We start from the raw sequence: 16,452 nt of genomic DNA, 5'->3' as shown, positions 1-16,452 counted from the left end.
TCGCCTCACGGCACGGCCCCCGCAATCCAGAGCGACAGGCCCGGCACCAGCAGGATCGCCGCCAGCCGGAAGATGTCCGCGATCCAGAAGGGCGTCACGCCGCGAAAGATCGTGCCGGTGCGAACGTCCGGCAGAACGCCTCGGAGCACGAAGACGTTGAGCCCCACGGGCGGGGTGATCAGGCTGATCTCGGTGACGACCACCACGACGATCCCGAACCAGATCGGATCGTATCCGAGGCTGACCACCAGCGGGAAGAAGATCGGCACGGTGAGCAGGATCATCGAGAGGCTTTCGAAAACCATGCCGAGCACGAGGTAGATCGCGAGGATTGCCAGGATCACCAGCCAGGGGGTCTCCTCGAACCCCTGCGCGAAGGCGAGGAGCGCGGGCGGGAAATCGGTGAAGTTGATGAAATTGGCGAACATCAGCGCGCCGATCAGCACGGTGAAGAGCATCGCTGTGGTCGCCACGCTCTCCAGCAGCACCTCGGCGAGGATGCGCCAGGTGAGCGCGCGGCGCAGCAGCGCGAAGAGAAAGGCGCCCACGGCGCCGATGCCCGCCGCCTCGGTGGGCGAGAAGACGCCGCCGTAGATGCCGCCCATGACCACCGCGAACAGCAGCAGCACGCCCCAGACGTTGCGCAGCGCGCGCAGCCGCGCGGGCCAGTCCTGGCGCGCGCCGGCGGGCCCCATCTCGGGGCGGCGCCAGGTGACGTAGCGCACCGCCGCGAGGTAGAAGAGCACGCCCAGAAGCCCGGGCAGGATGCCGGCGGCGAAGAGCTTGCCGATGCTCTGCTGGGTGAGGATGCCGTAGATGACCAGCAGGACCGAGGGCGGGATCAGGATGCCCAGCGTGCCGCCCGCGGCGATCGAACCCGCCGCCAGCCGGTCATTGTAGCCGTACCGCCGCATCGAGGGCATGGCGACCTTCGACATCGTGGCGGCTGTGGCCAGCGACGACCCGCAGATCGCCGAGAAGCCCCCGCAGGCCACCACCGTCGCCATCGCGAGACCCCCGCGCCGATGCCCGAGAAAGGCGTTCGAGGCGTCGTAGAGTTCCGCCGCGAGCCGGGCGCGTGCGACGAAATTGCCCATCAGAACGAAGAGCGGCACCACGGAAAGCTCGTAGTTGATCGCCGCGTCGAAGCCCGTCTGCCCGAGGTTGTAGAGCGCGGCCACCGGGCTGTTGACCCAGGCCAGCCCGGCGACGCCCACCAGGATCATCACGAAGGCGATCGGCACGCGGAGGAAGGCGAGAACGAGCAGGGCCGCGAAGCCCACGAGCGCTTCGGTCATGAGCGGCTCACCCCCTCGGCAGGCGGCCCGCCGCGGCGCGCCAGACGTTGACGAGACAGGCGAGCGTCGCGAGCGCGCAGAGCGCGGCCATGCCTGCGCTGAAAGGCCAGAGCTCCAGCAGCAGCTCGTCGGTCATCTCGTCGTAGAGATGCTGGTCGCGGCCGCGGATCGCCAGCCGCCAGGCCACCAGCGCCAGCGCAGCGGCCGAGATCAGGTTGACGGCCACCGCCTGCACGCGCGCGACCGGCCGGGGAACGAAGGCGTCGAGCAGATCGACGGTCACATGCCCCTGCCTGAGCACGGTGAGCGGCAGGGCGGTGAAGATCAGCACCGGCATCATCAGCGAGACGATCTCATAGGCCGCAGGCAGGGGGCTGAGGAAGAAGTACCGCCCGATCACATCCGCAAAGACGAGCAGCATCATCGCGAAGAGCACCACGCAGGCGACGCCTGCCAGCGCGATCGCCGCGAGATCGAAGGCGCGGAACCCGTCCGCGCCCTCGACGGTCTTGATCGGATTCGCCATCAGGCCCGCGCCCTCACATCGACGAGAGCTCGTTCATCTGCTGCCGGAAGAACTCCAGCATCGCTTCGCCGTCCACGCCCTCGGCCTCGGCGCCGGCGTAGTATTCCTCGGTGAAGCTCTCGTTGAGGTCCTCGAGCGCGGCGACCAGCTCGGGCGGGGCCTCGTGGATCTGCTTGCCCGCCTCCTGCATCGTCACGAGCCCCGCCTCGTTGAGCCTGTCCCAGCCGGCGCCGGCGAGCCGCGAGAAGGCTTCGCCCGAATACTTGTCGATCACCGCCTTGTCCTCCTCGGACAGCGCGTCGTACTTGCGCTGATTGATGATGAGGAAGTGGCTCGACGAGTACCAGCCGCCCGGCATCGTGGTCGAATGCTCGATCAGCTCGGTGAGGTTGAAGCTGGGGATGCTCTCGAAGGGGAAGAGGATTCCGTCGGCGATCCCGGCCGAAAGGATCTCGTAGCTTTTCGGCGCGGGCTGGCGGATCGACACGCCGCCCCAGCCCTCGACGATGGCCAGAGGGATGGGGCCGCCGGTGCGCATCTTCTGCCCCTCCATGTCGGCCGGGCTCAGGATCGGCGTCGAGGTATGATGCACCACGCCGGGCCCGTGCATGTTCATCCCGACCAGATGCACGCCGGGATAGAGGCTGTCCTCCTTGTCGGCGAGGAATTCCTCGTGCGTGCGCTGCAGCGCGACCGAGGTCAGCTCGGCCGAATCGCCCAGAAAGGGCAGCTCGGCGAAGAGATAGGCGGCGTAACGCGCCCGCTGGTAGCCGTGCACGGTGAAGGCCACGTCGGCCTGGCCCGTGCGGACGGCATCGAGATGCGCGGGCGGCGAGGCCACCGGCTTGGGCAGGCGGCGGAAGGTGATGCGGCCCTCCGACTCCTCCTCGATCGCTTCCATCCAGGGGATGTAGATCTCCTGGTTGACGGGATGCGACCAGGGGATCCACGAGCTGTAGGTGAGCTCGGTCTGTGCCGCCGCGGCGCCGGCGGTGAGGGTGAGCGCCGCGAGCCCGGCCTGCGCCGAGCGGACGAGCGTCCTGAGCATTTTCGATACCTCCCGGTTTTTCCTTGGTTATGGCCGGGAGCATCGGACAGGAGGTTGCGGCGACGCAAGGGCAAACCGCGTTCGGTCACGCCGAGAGAGGGCGCTTGCCTGCGCTCAGACCATGTCGCGGCATTCGGGAACCGGCGTGCGCGCGCGGCCCGTGGCGAAGAAGTCGGCGAGGTTGTCGGCCACGAGGTCGGCCATCGCGGTACGCGTCTCGACCGTGGCGGAGGCCATGTGCGGGCTCAGCACCACGTTGGGCAGGCGGCGCAGCGCCTCCGTCACCTGCGGCTCGGTGGCGAAGACGTCGAGGCCGGCCGCGCCGAGCCTGCCCTCGGCCAGCGCCGCCACGAGCGCGGGTTCGTCCACCACCGAGCCGCGCGCGATGTTGACGAGGATGCCCTCCGGTCCCAGCGCGTCGAGCACCTTCGCCCCGATCAGACCATCGGTACCGGGCCCGCCGGGCAGGCAAAGGATCAGCGCCCGTGCGTCGCGCGCGAGCGCCATCAGATCGGGCTCGAAGGTCCATGGCACATCGGTCTGCGCCCGCCGGCCGTGGTAGCGGATCTCGCATCCGAAGGCCCCCAGCTTCTCGGCCAGCCGCCGCCCGATTCGTCCGAGGCCAACGATGCCCACCGTCGCGCCCTCGATGGTGCGGGTGAGCGGCAGGGGACCGCTCGTCGCCCATTGCCCGCTTCGCACATGCGCGTCCGCGCGGATCAGATCCCGGCTCGCCGCGAGCAGCAGCAGAAGCCCCAGGTTCGCCACGTCCGAGTCGAGCACGCCCGGCGTATGCGTCACGACGATGCCGCGGGCGCGGGCGGCCGCGACGTCGATCATGTCGTAGCCCACGCCGAAGCCCGCGATGATCCGCAGATTGGGCATAAGGTCCATTTCGGGCGCGCCGAGCGGCGCGAAGCTCGCGTTGGCGAGTCCTGTGACGCAGGGTCCCTCGGCCCTGAGCCAGCCCTCGGGGTCGGAGAGCTCCACCCCGAAGGCGGTCTCGAAGTCCGTCTCGAGTCGCGCGCGCAGGCGCGGCGGCATTGCGCCGCGGGCATAGACGATGGGCGGCATGGCCGGTCTCCGCTGCGGTTTCGCGCAGCCTAGCCGCTCGGGTGCGGCCTGCGCCAGCGCCGATCCCGCCCTGGCGGGACGCTGGTTTCAAGGGTCTTCGGACAGCCGCCACGTGGCGCCGTCCACCCCTGCGCGGTTGGACTCAGTGCCGTTATGCGAGGGCGGGGGCCTGTTGCGGCCCCGATGGTCGGGAGATTGATTGGAGCGGGCGATGAGATTCGAACTCACGACCCTTACCTTGGCAAGGTAATGCTCTACCCCTGAGCTACGCCCGCTCTCTGGCGACGCGACCGCTTGGCCGCATCAGGTAGCGCGGAGATATAAAAGCCCGCGGCCGGGTGCAAGAGGGAAATCGCAGCCGAATTGCGGTCGCGCCGGGCGGACGGCCCCTGATGCAGATCATTGCGCATCGCGCGAGAGGCGGAAGATGCTCGCCGTGCATTCGACGGAGGACACCATGCTCACACGGCGGCGGGCGATCCTTGGTCTCGCTGCGGCCGGGCTCGCTGCCGGCGCGGTGGGCACGGGCCTTTCCTTCCGCCGCGACCTGCGCGCGGCGCGGGCGCGGCTCGACGGCATCGGGGCGCAGACCGTCGAGACCGCCGCGGGCCGCGTCGCCGTCGCCACCCGCGGAGACGGGCCGCCGCTTCTGTTCCTGCACGGGTCTGGCGGCGGCTATGATCAGGGGCTGCTCTTCGCCGCGCCGCTCGTCGCGCGCGGCTGGCAGGCGATCGCGCCATCGCGATTCGGTTATCCGGGAACGCCGCTGCCTGCGGACGCCACGCATCGCGCACAGGCGGACGCCCACGCGGCGCTGCTCGACGCGCTGGGCGTCGAGCGTTCCGCCGTGGTCGGCGCCTCGGCCGGGGCGGTCTCTGCCGCCTCTTTCGCGGAGCGGCACCCGGACCGCTGCGCGGCGCTCGTCCTGCTGGTGCCGGCCGCGCCTTTGCCCGGTGCGCCGCCGATGGCCCCCTGGGCGCCGTGGCAGGAGCGGATGGCGACCGCTGCACTGCAGTCGGACTTCCTGTTCTGGACGCTCGTCGCAACCGCGCCCGATTTCCTCACGCGGACGCTGCTGGCGACCGATCCCGCGCTCGTGGACGCCGCGAGCGCGGCCGAGCAGGCGCGCGTGCGCGCGATACTGGAGCACACGCTGCCAATCGCGCCGCGCGCCGAGGGCATCCTGAACGACGGGCGCGAGACGCAATCGCCGGCACCGCCCGATTACGCAGCGATCCGTGTGCCCACGCTCGCGCTGTCCTTCGCGGGCGATCTCTACGAGACCGACCGGATCGCGCGCGCCATCGCCGGGATGACCCCGGGCGCGGAACTGGAGATCTATCCCGCCGGCGGACATGTCGGCGTGGGCTCCTACGATAGCGCGATGGGGCGGGTGGACGGCTTCCTGAGCGCGGCCTGAGCCTATTCGAATTCCACCAGCAGATCCTTGGCGTCGATCTGGCCGCCGGCCTGGACGTGCACGGCCTTCACCGTGCCGTCGCGCTCGGCGTGCAGGCCGGTCTCCATCTTCATCGCCTCGATGGTCAGCAGCAGATCGCCGGCCGCCACCTTCTGTCCGGCGTTCACGCTGACGCTTGCCACCACGCCGGGCATCGGCGCGCCGACATGGGCGGGGTTGCCGGCCTCGGCCTTGGGCCGCACCGCCGCTTCCGCCTTCACCTTGCGGTCGGGCACGCGGACGACGCGGGGCTGGCCATTGAGTTCGAAGAAGACGCGCACGTCGCCCTCCTCGTGCGTCTCGCCCACGGCGACGAGGCGGATTTCCAGCGTCTTGCCGGGGTCGATCTCGGCGGTGATCTCCTGACCCGGCTGCATGCCGTAGAAAAAGGTGTGCGTGGGCAGGGTGCGGACGGGACCGTACATATCGTGCCGGCGGGCGTAGTCGGTGAAGACCTTGGGATACATCAGGTATCCGTTCAGGTCCTCGTCGTCGATCTCGCGGCCGCCCAGCGCCTCGCTGGCCTCGCGGCGCTTCGCCTCCAGATCCTCGGGCGGCAGATGCGCGCCGGGGCGCTCGGTGTTGGGCGCCTCGGTCTTGAGCACGCGCTGCACGATCTTCTCGGGGAAACCGCCCGGCGGCTGGCCCAGGTTGCCGCGCATCATGTCGATCACCGAGTCGGGGAAGCTGACCTCCTTTTCCGGATTCTCGACGTCCTCGCGCGTCAGGTTCTGGCTGACCATCATCAGCGCCATGTCGCCCACCACCTTCGAGGACGGCGTGACCTTCACGATGTCGCCGAACATCTGGTTCACCTCGGCATAGGCATGCGCGACCTCGTGCCAGCGTTCTTCCAGGCCGAGCGAGCGCGCCTGCGCCTTTAGGTTGGTGAACTGCCCGCCCGGCATCTCGTGCAGATAAACCTCGGAGGCCGGCGACTGCAGCCCGCTCTCGAAGGCGGCGTAGTGGTGGCGGACCGCCTCCCAGTAGTTGGAGATCTCGCGCACCGCGTCGATGTCGATGCCGGTATCGCGCTCGGTATGCGCCAGCGCCTCCACGATGGTGCCCAAAGTGGCCTGGCTGGTGTTGCCCGACAGCGCGTCCATCGCGCAGTCCACCGCGTCCACGCCCACCTCGGCGGCGGCGAGGATGGTTCCGCAGGCGATGCCGGCCGTGTCGTGGGTGTGGAAGTGGATGGGCAGCCCCACCTCTTCCCGGAGCGCGGTGAAGAGCGCGCGTGCGGCGGCGGGCTTCAGCAGCCCCGCCATGTCCTTGAGCCCCAGGATGTGCGCGCCCGCGTCGCGCAGGTCCTTGCCCATCCGGACGTAGTACTTCAGGTCGTATTTCGCGCGGTCGGGATCGAGGATGTCGCCCGTGTAGCAGATCGCGCCCTCGCAGACCTTGCCGTTGTCGATCACCGCGTCCATCGCGACGCGCATGTTCTCGACCCAGTTCAGGCTGTCGAAGACGCGGAAGACGTCGATGCCGCTGACGGCGGCCTGGCGGACGAACTCCCGCACCACGTTGTCGGGGTAGTTGGTGTAGCCCACCCCGTTCGCACCGCGCAGCAGCATCTGCGTCATGATGTTGGGCATCCGCGCGCGCAAATCGCGCAGCCGCTGCCACGGGCATTCCTGCAGGAAGCGATAGGCCACGTCGAAGGTCGCGCCGCCCCAGCACTCCACGCTGAAGAGCTGCGGCAGATTGTGAGCATAGGCCGGCGCCACCCGGATCATGTCGAGCGAGCGCATCCGCGTGGCCAGCAGCGACTGGTGCCCGTCACGCATGGTGGTGTCGGTGATCAGGATCTGCGGCTGCTCCGCCAGCCAGTCGGCCACCGCCTGCGGCCCCTTCTCCTCCAGCAGGTTGCGGGTGCCGGGCGCGGGCGTCTCGGCGCGCAGGCGCGGCGGCTTCGGATCCTTGAGATCGGCGCGCGGGCGCGGGCGGTCCTTCGTCTCGGGGTGGCCGTTCACGGTCACGTCCGCGATGTAGGTCAGCACCTTGGTGCCCCGGTCCTTGCGCTCGGGGAAGTCGAAGAGCTCCTGCGTCTCGTCGATGAAGCGGGTGGAATAGTCGTTCGACAGGAACTTGGGGTGCTTGAGCAGGTTCTCGACGAAATCGATGTTGGTGGCCACGCCCCGGATACGGAACTCGCGCAGCGCGCGGTCCATCCGGGCGATGGCCTGTTCCGGCGTGGGCGCCCAGGCCGTCACCTTCACCAGCAGCGAGTCGTAGTAGCGGGTGATGACGCCGCCCGCGTAGGCCGTGCCGCCGTCCAGCCGGATGCCCATGCCGGTCGCCGAGCGGTAGGCGGTGATGCGGCCGTAGTCGGGGATGAAGTTGTTCTGCGGATCCTCGGTGGTGATCCGGGTCTGCAGCGCGTGGCCGTTGAGCGTGATGTCGCCCTGTGACGGCATCCCGGTCGCCTCCGACAGCGTCTTGCCTTCGGTGACGAGGATCTGCGCGCGCACGATGTCGATGCCGGTGACTTCCTCGGTCACGGTATGCTCGACCTGGATGCGCGGATTGACCTCGATGAAGTAGAAGGCGCCCGTCTCCATGTCCATCAGGAACTCGACGGTGCCCGCGCATTCGTAGTTCACATGCGCCGCGATCTTGCGGCCCAGCTCGCACAGCTCGGCGCGCTGTGCGTCGGTCAGGTAGGGGGCGGGCGCGCGCTCCACGACCTTCTGGTTGCGGCGCTGGACCGAGCAGTCGCGCTCGAAGAGGTGATAGATGTTGCCATGCTTGTCGCCCAGCACCTGCACCTCGACGTGCCGGGCGCGGGGGATCATCTTTTCCAGATAGCCTTCGCCGTTGCCGAAGGCCGCCTCTGCCTCGCGCCGGCCCTCCCGCACCTTTTCCTCGAGCTCGTCCTCGGACTGGATCGGGCGCATCCCCCGGCCGCCGCCGCCCCAGCTGGCCTTCAGCATCAGGGGATAGCCGATCCCGGCCGCCTCCTTGCGGATGGCCGCCATGTCCTCGCCCAGCACCTCGGTGGCCGGGATCACCGGCACGCCGGCCTCGATCGCCACGCGCCGGGCGCTGGCCTTGTCGCCCAGCGCGCGCATGGTTTCCGCCCGCGGCCCGATGAAGGCGATGCCCGCGGCGTCGCAGGCCTCCACGAATTCGGGGTTTTCCGACAGCAGTCCGTAGCCCGGATGAATCGCGTCCGCGCCGCTTTCCCTCGCCACGCGAATGATCTCGGGGATCGAGAGATAGGCCTGCACCGGCCCCAGCCCCTCGCCGATGCGATAGGCCTCGTCCGCCTTGAAGCGGTGGAGCGAGAGCTTGTCCTCTTCCGCGAAGACCGCGACCGTGCGCTTTCCCATCTCGTTCGCCGCCCGCATCACGCGAATGGCGATCTCGCCCCGGTTGGCCACAAGGATCTTGCGGAATTCGGTCATCGGCGCTGTCCCTCCGTCGCGTCGCTACAAGGATTAAGCGGTTTCACGCGGGCGGTAAACGTTGCGAAACGACGCCTCAGACGCGCCGCGCGGCCACCTCGGCAAGCTGCGTCGCCCCGAGCTGACCCATGTTGGCGATCAGATCCTTGCGCAGCATGTCGATCAGATGCGGCGGCCCTGCCTCGCCCAGCGCGGCCACCGCGTAATGCCAGGCCCGCCCCAGCATCACGTAGTCCGCCCCCAGCGCGATGGCGCGCAGGATGTCGAGGCCCCCTTCGATTCCGCCGTCGAAAACGAGCGGCAGCCGCACGGCGGCGCGGATCGCGGGCAGCACTTCGGCGGTGGCGGGCGCCGCGTCGAACTGGCGGCCCGCATGGTTCGAGACCCAGACCGCGTCCACCCCTTCGGCCTCGCACAGCGCGGCGTCCTCGGGCCTGAGCACCCCCTTCACCACCAGAGGCCCCTCCCAGTGTGCGCGCAGCCAGCGCAAATAGGCGAGGTCGGGCGAGGTGCGCAGCATGTAGCCGACATGCCCTGTCGAGGGCAGCCCGCGCTGCGGACCTTCGGTGTAGGGATCGAGCGTCCTGAGCCGCGGCAGGCCCGCGCGCAGGGTGGCGAGGCTCCAGCGTGGCCGCACGGCCATCTGCGCCATGAGCCGGGGCGTCAGCTTCGGCGGGATCGTTAGGCCGGAGCGCGTCTGTCTTTCCCGCCGGCTGGGCACGGGCACATCCACCGTCAGCACCAGCACCGAAAAGCCGCTGTCACGCGCGCGCTTGAGCATGTCGGCGCGAATGCCCTCGTCCCGCGGGGGGTAGAGCTGAAACCAACCGTGCGGCGCGGCGAGCGGCCCGATCTCCTCGGGCGGGCGGGTCGCCACCGTGGAAAGCCCGCAAGGCAGCCCTTCTGCGGCGGTGGCCTGCGCGATCAGTCGTTCCGCGCCCGGCCAGATCAGCCCCGACATGCCCAGCGGCGCGGCGCCGAAGGGCAGGGGGTGGCGATGCCCGAAGAGCTCCGCCGAGAGGTCGGGCGTCACCTCGCCGTGCAGCACCGAGGGATAGAAACGCACCGCGTCCAGCGCCCTGCGGTTGCGCCGTGGCACCGACTCGGCGCCCGTGGCGCTGTCGAGATACTCCCAGACGAAGCGCGGCACGCGCGCCCGCGCGCGGGCGCGCAGGTCAGCGATGGCGGGCAAGCGGGCGTCGAGGTCCATGCGCGCCCTCTGCCCCGCCCCGCGCAGCTTGTCCAGCAGCCTTGCAGGAAAGTGGCCCGCGAAGCTTGCTTCGATGGGTCTCGGGCATCCCGCCGCCGGCCGGGGGCGGCGCACGCCCCGGCCGCACGTTCAGTGCCCCGCACGTGCCAGAACCCTCAGCCGGCTGTCGAACTCGGCGCGGTCGACGTAGCAGCCAATCAGGTGCCGCTGCCCGGTCGAGGGGTCGAAGGCGCTGCGCCCGTGCAGGATGCGGCGGTTGTCGAAGACGGCCATCTCGCCCGCTTCGAGCCGAAGGTTCAGCAGGTAGCGCGGCGCGCGCATCAGCGCGGCGAGCGCGCGCCACGCGCGATAGTAGGCCCGGATCGTGTCCGGCGCCATGTCCAGCGGCGCGGCGAGGTGGTTCGACCAGCAGATCTCGGAGAAGCGGCCGTCGGAGTCGAGCGTCAGCACCTTCTGTCTGTGGCGCAGGTCGCAGTCGCGGTCATGGAAGCGGAAGGGCACCGCGACGGTCGAGAGCACCGCGAAGGCGTCCGGGTCCGCCTCGGCGAGATCCTCTGCCAGCGCGAGCCCGTCGGCGAAGACCGAATCGCCGCCCTCGGCGTTATTGGCGAGGCAGTGCAGGAACTGGATGCCCGGCGGGAGCTCCTGGTTCGGCAGATCGCTGTGCAGCGGCAACGCGTCGGCCGTGTAGGCGGAGTTGTTCGGATCGGGCTTCGATATCACCTCGAAGGTCACGCCGAAATTCGTCTCGCGCAGAAAGGAGATGCGGCGCGCGACGTCCTGCCCGGCCTGCGGGTCGTCGGGCAGGCCCTGCACGATCGACAGCCCCGTGGCGCGCGTCGCGCGCATCCAGGCGGCAAGCGCCGCGTCGTCGGTCATCAAGGCTGTCGCGTCGGCGCGGGGCAGGGCCTCGGCCGTAAGATTGCCGCGCCACGCCTCGCGCGGAACGGCGCCCGGATCCTCGGCCCGTTTGCCGGGGCGATTGGCGTGCAGCCAGTCGAGCGCGAAGCGGCTGACCGGGCCTCCGTCGGGCCAGTCCACTCTGAGCGCATCGGCCTCGACCGTGGTGGATACGGGGGCGATGTCCTCGGGCACCGAGAGCAGGTCGAAGATGCGCTCCTCGGTAAAGGGGTGGCGGTTGCTGGCGCAATTGTCGCGCAGCCAGAGGAAGGGAAAGTCGTTCTGGCTGCCGTCAGGCCAGGTCAGGCGCAGGCAGCGCGCCTCGGGCCGAAGCTCGGCGTGGGTCATTGTGGCCTCCGAAGGCTCGATCAGGAGAGAGCGGCCCTTGGCTGCGGGCCGTGACGTGCAGGCAGGGCGCGGCGCATCGAGGGCGCGCCCTTCGGGCTCAGCGCCGCGTGCCGCCCGGCGGCCACCACTGCTCCGCCTGGCCATGAGGGCTGCCGGGCATCCGCCCGATCACCGTGCGCCCCAGAGACCGTCGCATCCCGCGCGTCCTTCTGCCGATGTCGCTTCGCAACGGTAGCGCGGGGCGGGCGCGCGCGCAAAGAATTCCCCGCGCGTCGCTCTCAGATCCAGACCAGCCAGATCACCGGGACGGCGACGGCGACCACGATCGCCTCCAGCGGCAGGCCCATGCGCCAGTAGTCGCCGAAGCGGTAGCCGCCGGGGCCGAGAATCAGGGTGTTGTTCTTGTGCCCGATCGGCGTGAGGAAGGCGCAGGAGGCGCCCACCGCCACCGCCATGAGGAATGCGTCGGGCGAGACCCCGAGGCGCTGACCCATGTCGATCGCCACCGGCGCGGCCACGACGGCCGTGGCCGTGTTGTTGAGGATGTCCGACAGCGTCATCGTGACCACGAGCAGCACCGCCAGCACCGCCCAGACCGGCCAGCCGGTCGTCAATGTCAGCAGGCCGTCGGCGATGAGGGATGTCCCGCCCACGTCCTCGAGCGCCGAGCCCAGCGGGATCAGGCTGCCCAGCAGCACGATCACCGGCCATTCGACCTGTTCGTAGACTTCGCTGAGCGGCAGCACCCCGATCAGCACATAGGCCACCGCGACGATCCCCAGCGCCACGGGCAGGTAGAGCAGCCCGACGCTCGCCGCGATCACCGCCGCGGCGAAGATGCCGATCGCCGTCCATATCTTGGAGTTCTCGGTGACGGTCAGGCCCCGGTCGGCGAGCGGCAAAACGCCCAGCCACTCCACCACCTCGTTCGCGCGCTCCTTGGGCGCGAGCAGAAGCAGGATGTCGCCGGGCCTGAGCTTGGTCTGGCGCATCCGTTCGGTGATCTGCCGCCCCTCCCGCGAGACGCCGAGCAGAAGGGTCTGCTGGCGCCATGACAGGCCCACGGCCTGCACGCTGCGCCCGGCGATGCGCGCGCCCTCGGGAACCACGGCCTCGACCAGCGTCAGGCCCTCGCCCTCGGCCTTGAGCCGCTCCTCGCGCTCCTTGTCGGCGAAGGAGAGCGACAGCGTGGTGCGGAACTCCTCCAGCGCCTCGGGCGTCGCCTCGAGCACCAGCGCGTCGCCGGCCCGGATCTCGGTGTTGGCCGAGGTCCCGTAGCGCCGCTTGCCCTCGCGGATCAGGCCGATGATCGCGACGTCTTCCTCCTCCGCGGCTTCATAGAGATCGCGGACGCGCCGGCCGACGCAGTCGTTGTCCTCGGGCACGGTGAGCTCGGCGAGATAGCGCTTGTATTCGTGCTCGCCCGCGCCCGCGTCCTCGCGCACCGGGATCAGCCGCCAGCCCGCGAGCGCGACGAAGGCCATGCCCGCCACCGCCACGGCGAGGCCCACGGGCGCGAAGTCGAACATCGCGAAGGACGCGCCAAGCTCGTCCTCGCGGATCGTGGCGATGATGATGTTGGGGGGCGTGCCGATCAGCGTGACCATGCCGCCCAGGATCGTCGCGAAAGCCAGCGGCATGAGGGTCACGCCCGCCGCCCGGCCGGCCTTGCGCGCCACGGCGATGTCCACCGGCATGAGCAGGGCGAGCGCGGCCACGTTGTTCATGAAGCCCGACAGCGCCGCGCCCACGCCGCCCATCAGCGCGATATGGGCCTGCGTGCCGCGCGCCTTGTCCATCAGCGTGTGCGTGATGAGATGCACCGCCCCCGACCGCGTCAGACCGCCCGAGACGATCAGCACCAGCGCCACGACCAGCACGGCGGGATGGCCGAAGCCGGAAAAGGCCGCGTCCTGGGGCACGACGCCCAGCACGACGCCGGCCAGCAGCGCAGCGAAGGCGACGAGGTCGTAGCGCCACCGCCCCCAGAGCAGCCCGGCGAAGACCGCGCCGAACAGCGCGAAGAGAATGGCCTGATCCTGAGTCACCGCGCCAGACAACCCCGTGGCGCCGCCGGACGCAAGCGCCCGTGAACAGGGGTCATCGCGTCTCGCTCTCGGTGTCGCGCCGCCGCGCGAGCGCCACCGCCGTCACCCCCGCCAGCCCGAAGAGCGCGAGCGCCACGGGGTAGTTCACAAGCGCCAGCGGGTCGCCGTTCAGCAGCGCCAGCGTCTGCGACAGCGAGATCTCCAGCCGCGGGCCGAGGAAGAAGGCGATGATGAAGACCACGACCGAGAGCCCGAAAGCCGTCATCACATAGGCCAGCGCCGCGAAGGCCAGCATCACCCCCACGCCGAAGAGTCCGCCCGTCGCCAGCGACACGCCCACGAAGCACATCAGAAGCGCGGCGGCGAAGATGAAGCTCTCGGGCGCGGTCACGACGCGGACCCATAGGCGCAGGCCCACCTGGCCGACGAGAAGGTTGAGCAGGTTCGCGATCACCATCGCGCCGAACAGCCCGTAGATCAGCCGTCCCTGCTGCTCGAAGAGGAAGGGGCCGGGCTGCACGCCGTGGATCATGAAGGCGCTGATGATGAGCGCCGCGCTCACGCTGCCCGGGATGCCGAGGGTGAGCAGCGGGATCATGTTGGCCCCCATGACCGAGGAATTGGCCGACTCGGTCGCGGCGATTCCGTGCAGGCTCCCCTTGCCGAATTCCGAGGGCTCCCTGGCCGCCTGCCGGGCCGAGGCGTAGGACATGAAGGCCGCTGCCGTCGAGCCGATGCCGGGCAGCGCGCCAAGGATCGTGCCGATCACCGCCCCCCGCGCGAGGGTGAACCGGCAGGCCCAGTATTCCGCCCAGCTCACGCTGCGGTCGGCGCGCGGCTGGCCCTCCGGCAGCGCCACCGCGGGCCGCACCGCGCCCGTGCTCTCCGACAGCCGCCGCAGAAGCTCGCCGATGGCCAGCATCCCGATCGCGACCGAGGCGAGCGGCAGCCCGTCGTAGACGCGGAACTCGCCGAAGATAAGCCGCGGCGTGCCGTGCTCGGGGTCGGTGCCCACCATCGCCGCGAGCAGCCCCAGCGCAACGGCGATCACGCCCTTGACGAGCGAGCGGCCCATGAGCCCCGCGATCACCGCGAAGGCCAGCAGCATCACGCCCAGCACCTCCACCGGCCCCATCCTGAGCGCCAGCACGGCGAGCGGGGCCGAAACCGTGATCAGGACGATGTCGCTGAAGGTGTCTCCGGTCACGGAGGAGAAGAGCGCCATCTTGGTGGCCTTGAGCGGCTTGCCCTGTTTCGCGAGCGGATAGCCGTCCATCGCGGTCGCCGCGGCGTCCGGCGTGCCCGGCGTATTGAGAAGCACGGCCGGAATCGCGCCGCCGACGAGACCGCCCTTGTTCACGCCGACGAGAAAGCCGATCGCGGCGAGCGGCTCCATGTAGAAGGTGAAGGGAATGGCGATCGCGGTGGCCATGACCGGCCCGATCCCAGGCACCGCTCCGACGAACTGCCCCAGCATCACGCCGAAGAGCACGAAGAGGATCGTGCCGGGCGCGATCGCGTCGCCAAGGCCGGCGAGCACCACGCTCAGCTCAGGCATCGCGGGCTCCGGTCACGGCAGCGGCCGGTCGAGCAGGACCGCCACGGCGAACCAGATCAGCGCCGGCACGCCCGCGGCACCGAGCGCCAGCCAGAGCGGCCGGCGCTCCTGCGCCAGCAGCATGACCGCAAGCGCCAGCGGCGGCGCCACGAGAAGGAACCCCAGGTGGGACATCGCCCAGAGCCCCGCGACGAGCACGCCGGCGAAGACGGCCGCCCGGCCCCAGCGGAAGCGGCCCGGGCGTGCGTCCCCCGGCGGGCGGAAGATCAGGATCAGGCCGCAGAGGCCGATGACGACGGCGGCGATCCGCGGCATCGTGCGCGGACGCAGGAAGCCGTAGCCCACCGCGTCCGCCTGCCATGGCACGATCACCGCATAGAGCAGCACGGCGAAGCCCGCGAAGAACAGCCCGAGCCAGCGATCGGTCGCCATGCGCGGGGATTACTGCGCGAAGAGCTGCGCGACCGTGTCGAGGCCCTGCTTGACCATCTTCTCGGTCTCCTCTGGGCCCGCATTGAAGACCGGCGAGCGCAGGGTGTTCTGGACGAGCTTCTGAACCTCCTCGTCCGAGAGCGCCGCGTCGATCGCCGAGACCAGCGCCTCGCGCGCCTGATCGTCGATGCCGGCCGTCGTCGCGAAGAACCAGAAGGGGTCCACGTAGATGTCGTAGCCCTGCTCCTGCAGCGTCGGCGTGTCCGGCGCGTAGCCGTGCCGCGTGGCGTTGAAGCTCGCCAGCATCTTCAGCTCGCCCGACTCCAGAAAGGGGAACTGCTCGCCGGCGAAGAACCCCGCGGCCGCCTGCCCGCCGAGCACAAGCTGCGTGATCTCGCTTCCGCCCTTGGTGGACAGGAACTGGAACTCCACGCCCTCTTCCTGACGGGCGACGTAGCGCATCGCGAGTTCCTGCGGCTTGGCGTCGAAGGCGATGGCCGCGCCGCCCTCTTGCCGGGCGTGTTCGACCAGCCCCGGCACGTCGTCGTAAGGGGCCTCGGCGCGGGTGAAGAGCCCGAGCTCGGCCTTGGCGGCGGTGCCCAGATAGGTGAAGCTGTCGAGGTCGAAGGGGATCTCGTCGGGCCGGTTCACCAGATTGACGAGGATCGGCATGTTGACGCCCAGGCCGATCACCGAGGCGTCGGCCGGCCGGTTGGCGATGCCGGTGAACATGGCGATGCCGCCGCCGCCGGGGCGGTTCTCGACCACGATGTTCCAGCCGGTCTGCTCCTCCATCTTCTCGGCCACGATGCGGCCGAGCGTGTCGGTCGAGCCGCCGGCGCCGAAGCCGATCTGCAGCGTGAGCGAGCCGCGCGGCTCCCATTCGGCATGGGCCGCGCCTGCGGCGAAAAGGGCTGTCGCGGCGGCGAGCGCCCTCAGGATCCTTCCGGACATCGTCTTCCTCCCTGTCTGCGGTCGTCCGTCTTCGCGGCGTGGGCATTCGGGGCAGGCACGGCGGCCGCCCCGCGGCGGACTAGAACACGATTGCGCCGGTCCGGCAACGCCGAAGGCCGTTCGCCCGTGCCGTCGGGGATTGCACACCCCGCGCCCGCGGCCCTATATCCCTGTCGTCCTCATCCACGGA

At 70.0% G+C, this 16,452-nt stretch carries 12 protein-coding genes and 1 tRNA gene; 1 reads left to right on the top strand and 12 read right to left on the bottom strand.

Going from position 1 to position 16,452, the window contains the following annotated elements; translation table 11 throughout:
• Window positions 1–5: 5 nt before the first annotated feature.
• From DRV85_RS04595 to DRV85_RS04575, 5 genes are all read right to left on the bottom strand, one after another.
• The gene (locus tag DRV85_RS04595) at window positions 6–1,298 is read right to left on the bottom strand and encodes a TRAP transporter large permease (protein WP_113288257.1); all 1,293 of its coding nucleotides are present in this window, start codon (window positions 1,296–1,298) and stop codon (window positions 6–8) included.
• 7 nt (window positions 1,299–1,305) lie between these two features.
• Window positions 1,306–1,824, bottom strand: coding sequence for a TRAP transporter small permease (locus DRV85_RS04590; RefSeq protein ID WP_113288256.1), 519 nt, complete (start codon window positions 1,822–1,824; stop codon window positions 1,306–1,308).
• A gap of 13 nt (window positions 1,825–1,837) precedes the next feature.
• Entirely contained in the window at window positions 1,838–2,872 is a 1,035-nt protein-coding gene (locus DRV85_RS04585) for a TRAP transporter substrate-binding protein (RefSeq protein ID WP_113288255.1), read from the bottom strand.
• Window positions 2,873–2,986: 114 nt separating this feature from the next.
• Window positions 2,987–3,946: a 2-hydroxyacid dehydrogenase gene (locus tag DRV85_RS04580; RefSeq protein ID WP_113288254.1), complete on the bottom strand. Its 960-nt coding sequence runs from the start codon at window positions 3,944–3,946 to the stop codon at window positions 2,987–2,989.
• A gap of 200 nt (window positions 3,947–4,146) precedes the next feature.
• Window positions 4,147–4,221, bottom strand: a tRNA-Gly gene (locus tag DRV85_RS04575).
• Window positions 4,222–4,373: 152 nt separating this feature from the next.
• Here DRV85_RS04575 and DRV85_RS04570 point away from each other — a divergent pair.
• Window positions 4,374–5,366 (top strand): alpha/beta fold hydrolase, encoded by a 993-nt coding sequence (locus DRV85_RS04570; RefSeq protein ID WP_113288253.1) that lies wholly within the window; start codon window positions 4,374–4,376, stop codon window positions 5,364–5,366.
• A gap of 2 nt (window positions 5,367–5,368) precedes the next feature.
• Here DRV85_RS04570 and DRV85_RS04565 read toward each other — a convergent pair whose 3' ends face one another.
• From DRV85_RS04565 to DRV85_RS04535, 7 genes are all read right to left on the bottom strand, one after another.
• Window positions 5,369–8,812 (bottom strand): pyruvate carboxylase, encoded by a 3,444-nt coding sequence (locus tag DRV85_RS04565; RefSeq protein ID WP_113288252.1) that lies wholly within the window; start codon window positions 8,810–8,812, stop codon window positions 5,369–5,371.
• 76 nt (window positions 8,813–8,888) lie between these two features.
• Window positions 8,889–10,022, bottom strand: coding sequence for an alpha-hydroxy acid oxidase (locus tag DRV85_RS04560; RefSeq protein ID WP_113288251.1), 1,134 nt, complete (start codon window positions 10,020–10,022; stop codon window positions 8,889–8,891).
• A 129-nt stretch (window positions 10,023–10,151) separates the two neighbouring features.
• Window positions 10,152–11,270 carry a TauD/TfdA family dioxygenase gene (locus DRV85_RS04555; RefSeq protein ID WP_113288250.1) on the bottom strand — a complete coding sequence of 373 codons (1,119 nt, stop codon included), beginning with the start codon at window positions 11,268–11,270 and terminating at the stop codon, window positions 10,152–10,154.
• Between the two features lie 278 nt (window positions 11,271–11,548).
• Window positions 11,549–13,318 (bottom strand): SLC13 family permease, encoded by a 1,770-nt coding sequence (locus DRV85_RS04550; protein WP_113288370.1) that lies wholly within the window; start codon window positions 13,316–13,318, stop codon window positions 11,549–11,551.
• Between the two features lie 52 nt (window positions 13,319–13,370).
• On the bottom strand, window positions 13,371–14,876 hold the full coding sequence (locus tag DRV85_RS04545) for a tripartite tricarboxylate transporter permease (protein ID WP_113288249.1): 1,506 nt from the start codon (window positions 14,874–14,876) through the stop codon (window positions 13,371–13,373).
• 12 nt (window positions 14,877–14,888) lie between these two features.
• A complete protein-coding gene (locus DRV85_RS04540; protein WP_113288248.1) occupies window positions 14,889–15,308 on the bottom strand; it encodes a tripartite tricarboxylate transporter TctB family protein in 420 nt (139 codons plus the stop codon).
• Between the two features lie 9 nt (window positions 15,309–15,317).
• On the bottom strand, window positions 15,318–16,262 hold the full coding sequence (locus DRV85_RS04535) for a tripartite tricarboxylate transporter substrate binding protein (RefSeq protein ID WP_113288247.1): 945 nt from the start codon (window positions 16,260–16,262) through the stop codon (window positions 15,318–15,320).
• Window positions 16,263–16,452: the final 190 nt, after the last annotated feature.

It is taken from the genome of Rhodosalinus halophilus, assembly GCF_003298775.1.
GTDB lineage: Bacteria > Pseudomonadota > Alphaproteobacteria > Rhodobacterales > Rhodobacteraceae > Rhodosalinus > Rhodosalinus halophilus.
Note: the sequence above shows the minus strand (reverse complement) of the source record. Positions and strands in the feature narration are given on the sequence as shown.

Excerpts from the sequence above, each read along its gene's own strand:
- DRV85_RS04535 (WP_113288247.1), bottom strand. The coding sequence starts at position 16,262 with ATGTCCGGAAGGATCCTGAGGGCGCTCGCCGCCGCGACAGCCCTTTTC.
- DRV85_RS04565 (WP_113288252.1), bottom strand. The coding sequence starts at position 8,812 with ATGACCGAATTCCGCAAGATCCTTGTGGCCAACCGGGGCGAGATCGCC.
- DRV85_RS04590 (WP_113288256.1), bottom strand. The coding sequence starts at position 1,824 with ATGGCGAATCCGATCAAGACCGTCGAGGGCGCGGACGGGTTCCGCGCC.
- DRV85_RS04555 (WP_113288250.1), bottom strand. The coding sequence starts at position 11,270 with ATGACCCACGCCGAGCTTCGGCCCGAGGCGCGCTGCCTGCGCCTGACC.
- DRV85_RS04585 (WP_113288255.1), bottom strand. The coding sequence starts at position 2,872 with ATGCTCAGGACGCTCGTCCGCTCGGCGCAGGCCGGGCTCGCGGCGCTC.
- DRV85_RS04580 (WP_113288254.1), bottom strand. The coding sequence starts at position 3,946 with ATGCCGCCCATCGTCTATGCCCGCGGCGCAATGCCGCCGCGCCTGCGC.
- DRV85_RS04595 (WP_113288257.1), bottom strand. The coding sequence starts at position 1,298 with ATGACCGAAGCGCTCGTGGGCTTCGCGGCCCTGCTCGTTCTCGCCTTC.
- DRV85_RS04570 (WP_113288253.1), top strand. The coding sequence starts at position 4,374 with ATGCTCGCCGTGCATTCGACGGAGGACACCATGCTCACACGGCGGCGG.
- DRV85_RS04545 (WP_113288249.1), bottom strand. The coding sequence starts at position 14,876 with ATGCCTGAGCTGAGCGTGGTGCTCGCCGGCCTTGGCGACGCGATCGCG.
- DRV85_RS04540 (WP_113288248.1), bottom strand. The coding sequence starts at position 15,308 with ATGGCGACCGATCGCTGGCTCGGGCTGTTCTTCGCGGGCTTCGCCGTG.
- DRV85_RS04560 (WP_113288251.1), bottom strand. The coding sequence starts at position 10,022 with ATGGACCTCGACGCCCGCTTGCCCGCCATCGCTGACCTGCGCGCCCGC.